This is a genomic window from Paraconexibacter sp. (genome assembly GCF_041602235.1).
Taxonomy (GTDB): Bacteria; Actinomycetota; Thermoleophilia; order Solirubrobacterales; family Solirubrobacteraceae; genus Paraconexibacter.
This window is the reverse complement of sequence record NZ_JBFIGP010000301.1, coordinates 1-4,494: the sequence shown is the minus strand read 5'-3', so window position 1 is coordinate 4,494 and position 4,494 is coordinate 1. Positions and strand designations below refer to the sequence as shown.

Annotated in this window: 6 protein-coding genes; 2 read left to right on the top strand and 4 right to left on the bottom strand. The window is 74.0% G+C overall.

All coding sequences use genetic code 11. The annotated features are described in order from the left end of the window. Nucleotides 1–31: 31 nt before the first annotated feature. A complete protein-coding gene (locus ABYE80_RS17560; RefSeq protein ID WP_372791604.1) occupies nt 32–496 on the top strand; it encodes a rhodanese-like domain-containing protein in 465 nt (154 codons plus the stop codon). 89 nt (nt 497–585) lie between these two features. Continuing rightward, nucleotides 586–1,857: a diguanylate cyclase gene (locus ABYE80_RS17555; protein ID WP_372791603.1), complete on the top strand. Its 1,272-nt coding sequence runs from the start codon at nt 586–588 to the stop codon at nt 1,855–1,857. A gap of 15 nt (nt 1,858–1,872) precedes the next feature. Here the strand turns inward: ABYE80_RS17555 and ABYE80_RS17550 are convergent, their stop codons facing one another. The 4 genes from ABYE80_RS17550 to ABYE80_RS17535 all read right to left on the bottom strand — a co-directional run. Further along, nucleotides 1,873–2,781: a DMT family transporter gene (locus ABYE80_RS17550; protein WP_372791602.1), complete on the bottom strand. Its 909-nt coding sequence runs from the start codon at nt 2,779–2,781 to the stop codon at nt 1,873–1,875. Between the two features lie 102 nt (nt 2,782–2,883). Beyond that, entirely contained in the window at nt 2,884–3,096 is a 213-nt protein-coding gene (locus ABYE80_RS17545) for a DUF1059 domain-containing protein (protein WP_372791601.1), read from the bottom strand. A 96-nt stretch (nt 3,097–3,192) separates the two neighbouring features. Beyond that, nucleotides 3,193–3,696, bottom strand: a complete 504-nt coding sequence (locus ABYE80_RS17540) for a hypothetical protein (RefSeq protein WP_372791600.1) — start codon at nt 3,694–3,696, stop codon at nt 3,193–3,195. 67 nt (nt 3,697–3,763) lie between these two features. Next, the coding region (locus ABYE80_RS17535) for a lasso peptide biosynthesis B2 protein (RefSeq protein ID WP_372791599.1) at nt 3,764–4,494 on the bottom strand (731 nt) is incomplete at its 5' end.

Sequence of the window (4,494 nt, the reverse complement as noted above, 5' to 3'; positions counted from 1 at the left end):
GAGCCCGCGCATCCGGTAGAACCAGAGGGCGATGACCGACGCCTTCATGCCCCGCCTGCCGCGCCGCGAGACGGTCGACCGGGTCCCCCGGCCCGTCGATGGTGAGCCGGGGCGGTTCAGCGTCGACGCGACCTGGGGCGTAATCCAGCCGCTCCACCTGCCGGGAGGCGTCGTGACCGTCGGTGAGCTCGAGGTCATCGAGCACCTGCGCCACGGGGGTCGCGTCGTGGACTGCCGCCACCAGGAGTACGTCGACGAGGGCACGATCCCCACGGCGACCGCAGTGCCCCACGAGCGCATCGTCGCGGATCTCGCCCCGCCCGACGGACCGCTGCCCATCGTGCTCTTCTGCAACGGGCCGCAGTGCACCGCGACCCCGAAGGCCGTGGCCGCGCTGCTGGACGCCGGGTGGTCGCCGGCCACGCTGCGGTACTACCGTGGCGGCATGCACGACTGGGTGACGCTCGGCCTCCCCGTCGCGCGAGCGGACGGCTGAAGCCCGGCCAAGTCCGCAGCACGGTCCGGGAAACTCCCCCTTGTAGGGGTGCCCGCGCCCGCCGATAGTCGAAGCGTGTCCTCCGAGAGATGCTCGTGACCGAGCGGACCCACCCGATGCGTCGCCGTCACGACGAGCTGGCGTCGCTGCTCAGCGCCGAGTACCTCGACGCGATCTGCCGCGGGGACGCGCACGGCGCCGAAGCAGCGCTGCGCAAGGCGCTCTCCATGGGGATCGGTCCGGCGACGGCGTTCACGCGGGTCGTGCAGCCCGCGCTGGAGCAGGTGGGCGCGGACTGGGAGCGCGGTGAGCTCTCCGTCGCGCAGGAGCACATCGCCTCGGGCATCAGCCAGCGGGCGCTCGCCTCCATCTACCCGATGCTCATCGAGGACGCCGTCCCCAACGGCATCCGGGTGCTGCTCGCGAGCGTCGCCGGCCAGCTGCACTCGATCGGCCTGCGCGCGGTCTCCGACATCCTGGAGGGCGCGGGCTTCGACTCGACCTACCTCGGGTCCGACACGCCGATCGAGGCGATCGTCGACGCCGTCGAGCGCGTCCGGCCGCACGTGGTCGGGCTGTCCCTCACGATGCCGCAGGACCTGGCCGAGCTGGAGCTGGCCGTCGTGGCGGTCACGAGCACCGATCCGACCGTGTCGGTGATGCTCGGCGGACGCGGGATCCCCGAGGATCTGCGGACCTACGCGGGGTACGTGCGCGACGCCGAGAGCGTGGTCGCGGTCACCGAGGGGCTCATCGCAGCCGGCCCCGTGGTGCCACCGGTCCCGTTCGTCCGGCCGGACGAACCGCGCGGCCGCGTCACGAGCGCCTCCGACCGGCACCTCGCGAGCGTCACGTCGGACCTGGCGAACCTCGCACGGCAGCAGGCCCGGCGCGCCAACGCCTACCGGGCCATGGCCCTCACCGACGCGATCACCGGGCTCCCGACCCGGCGCGCCTGGGACGAGCGGTTCGCGGCCGCCGGCGAACCGCTCTCGATCCTCGTGCTCGATCTCGACCGGTTCAAGGCCGTCAACGACCGTGGGGGCCATCTCGTCGGCGACGCGTTGCTGAAGCGCGTCGGTGGCGTCGTTCGCGACGCGCTGCGCGGCGAGGACTTCGCCGCGCGCCTGGGGGGCGACGAGTTCGGCGTGCTCCTCCCGCTCGCCGACCGGCAGGCCGCCGCGGTGATCGCGGACCGCACGCGAGAGGCCGTCGCGCGGGCCTTCCACCGCGAGGGCGTGACCGTGACCATCGGCGTCGCAGAGTTCAGGGGGGACCAGCGCGCGTGCATGCTCGCGGCCGACGAAGCGCTCTATCGCGCCAAGGCCGCGGGCGGGAACCGCGTCGAGGCCGCCGACTGAGCCGGCCGGCGAGGCTCACTCCTGGGCGTCCATCCTCGCGTGCTCCCACGAGACCAGCAGCACCCCGGCGAACACCACGACGAACCCGGCGAGGTGGACGAGCCGCAGCGCGTCGCCGAGCAGCACGTAGGACAGGACGAGGGCGGAGACCGGCATGACCCCCATGAATCCGGCCGCGACCGACCCCTCGGTCCTCGTGATCCCCGAGTACCAGAGCCAGGTCCCGAGCGCCAGGGTGCCCGCGCCGTACCAGCCGAGCGCCAGCCACGCGTCCGCGTCGACGTCACCGGGATGGAAGTCGCCGAGCTGCCAGACCGCGAGGGGAGCGAACAACGGGAGCGAGAGCGCGGCAGCCAGGAACGCCACGAGCACCGGGTCGACGTGCTCGGAGACGAGCTTGCCCAGGAGCGTGTAGGCCGCCTCGCAGCAGACCGCGGCGAAGACCAGCGCCGAGCCGAGCACCAGGTCGCCACCGCCGGACCCGGTCGAGCCCCCGAGCTGGAGGATCATCACGCCCCCCACGGCGAGCGCGATCGCCGCGAGCTTGCGCCACGTCGGCCGGTCGCCGAGGAACAGCATCGACGCCGCCGCGGTGACGGCCGGCGCGGTGCTCATGACGCCGGCCCCCACCACTCCGGGGACCTCGCGCATCCCGTACAGCATCAGGGCCGAGAACCCGAACATCCCGAACACCGCGATCAGGGCGACGAGCATCCAGTCGCGGCGGGTGAGGGCCGCCACCGCCTTGCGCGGGTCCGACAGGAACGGGGCGAGCACCAGCGCGCCGATCGTCACGCGGGCGAAGGACCCGACGAAGACCGGCATCGCGCCCGCGACGATCTTCGAGACCGGCGTGGCCGACCCGAACGCCGCCATGCCGAGCCCCAGACGCGCGTAGGTCGAGGAGGAGCGTGGTGCGTCCACGATCACGACCTACCCACGCTGCGCCCGCGGGCTAACCACCCCCAACCTGCGCCGCCCGCCGCCCGGTCGCTGAACCGCCGGGCGACGGAGACGGGCTCCTGTTCAGGCCGGGAACGGCTCGGGCGTACGTTCACCCGGGACGTAGGCGCTCTCGGGCTCGAGCATCCTGCGCAGCTCCGCCCGGAGCTCGGGGGTGTCCTGGTGACCGTGCTGGGCCGCGGCGTGCTGGGCCGCCGCCGCGATCACGTCGTCCTCCGGCCCGATGATGGTGAGCTGACACCGGTTGTCGCTCTCGAAGCGGCGACAGTCGGCCATGACGCGTTCCATCTGTCCTCCCATCGATCGGGGTGCTGACCGACCGAGTGTGCGCCTGCGGGTGGGCCGCGTCAAGGGCTCGCGGCCCGGCGCGGGTCAGGACGACTCGCGCGCCAGGCTCTGCGGTCCGAAGGCCAGCCTGGCGAAGGTGAGCCGCAGGTCCTCGAGGAACTCCCGCTGCTCGCGGGCCCGCGCGATCAGCTCGTCGAGGTCGACCTCCGCGAGGACCTCGTGGGACCCGGCGACCTGGCGCAGGCCCTCCCAGAGCGACTGCTTGCCCGCGACGCCGAGGGACATCGTCTCGAGCGCGAGGTAGGTGCCGAGGTCCCGGTCCCCGCTGCTGAGGCCGCTGAACTTCACCCGGCCCGCCTTCTCCGCCACCCAGGCGGTCGCCTGCTTCACCGGGTTGCGGGAGATCCCCGCCCGGTCGATGAGATCGACGAGCGTGTCGCGGTCCTCCGCGATGGCGTCGGCGACGCGCGCCACGTCCAGTCCGTGCGCGGTGTCCTCCAGCGTGGCCTGCAGCTCTCGAGCGTGATCGACGCCGAGGGTGGCGCCGCTGAGATGGTCGTTGAGGTACACCGCCAGCGCGTTGCTCATCGCGTCCTTTCTCCGGGGACACCCTGGATGCCCGGACCTCTCGTCCGCCAAACGCGCGCGGCAGCGGTCAGCGCGGCCAGCGGAGCAGCTCCAGCAGCCCCGCGCCGTCGCCGTCACCCTCCAGCCAGGCGTGCGCCCCGAACGGCTCGCCGGGGCCGCTGACCCCGATCACCACCCGCCGGTCCCGTCCGTGGCCGAGGTGCCACGTGCGCCGGACCAGCGACCGCTCCAGGCAGCTCGGACGCGCGAGGCGCAGGCCCCACCGCACGCCGCGGGCCGTGCCGCGCCCGGAGGGAGGCTCCGACAGGCGGACGCGGTCCAGCGGACCGGCGCGCAGCTGACGCCGGCAGGCGCGGACCTCGCGGATCGCCCAGGCCGCGCCGCGCGGCACGCCCGCGACTGCCGTGACGCGCCGCCCGGCGAGCCCCCACCTCGCGTACTTCGCGGTCAGGCGCACCGGCCGGTGCAGGTACGCGAGCCCCACACCCACCGGGCCGCGGCGCGCCAACGGCTCGCTCGTGCGCAGCAGGGCCGGTGAGGGCACGATCAGATCGAACACCAGGCGGGCACGTGCGCCCCGCCCCGGCGTGCGCCGCACGCGGTCGATCCAGCGGAGCAGGGGGCTGTCGCCGTCGATCCGCATGCGGGCCTGGGTGTCCGGACGTTCGGTGATGCCGCACCGGCGGGCGAGGGCGGTCCCCCCGGCCACCATCCCGAGGGCCGCCCCGAACTCCCCCGCGACACCCAGCCGTCGGGCGACCTCGGTCGCCTCCGTCCAGACCTCGAGATCCGCCCGGG

Coding starts and splice junctions, on each gene's coding strand:
- ABYE80_RS17560 (WP_372791604.1), top strand. CDS start 32: ATGACCGACGCCTTCATGCCCCGCCTGCCGCGCCGCGAGACGGTCGAC.
- ABYE80_RS17555 (WP_372791603.1), top strand. CDS start 586: ATGCTCGTGACCGAGCGGACCCACCCGATGCGTCGCCGTCACGACGAG.
- ABYE80_RS17545 (WP_372791601.1), bottom strand. CDS start 3,096: ATGGCCGACTGTCGCCGCTTCGAGAGCGACAACCGGTGTCAGCTCACC.
- ABYE80_RS17540 (WP_372791600.1), bottom strand. CDS start 3,696: ATGAGCAACGCGCTGGCGGTGTACCTCAACGACCATCTCAGCGGCGCC.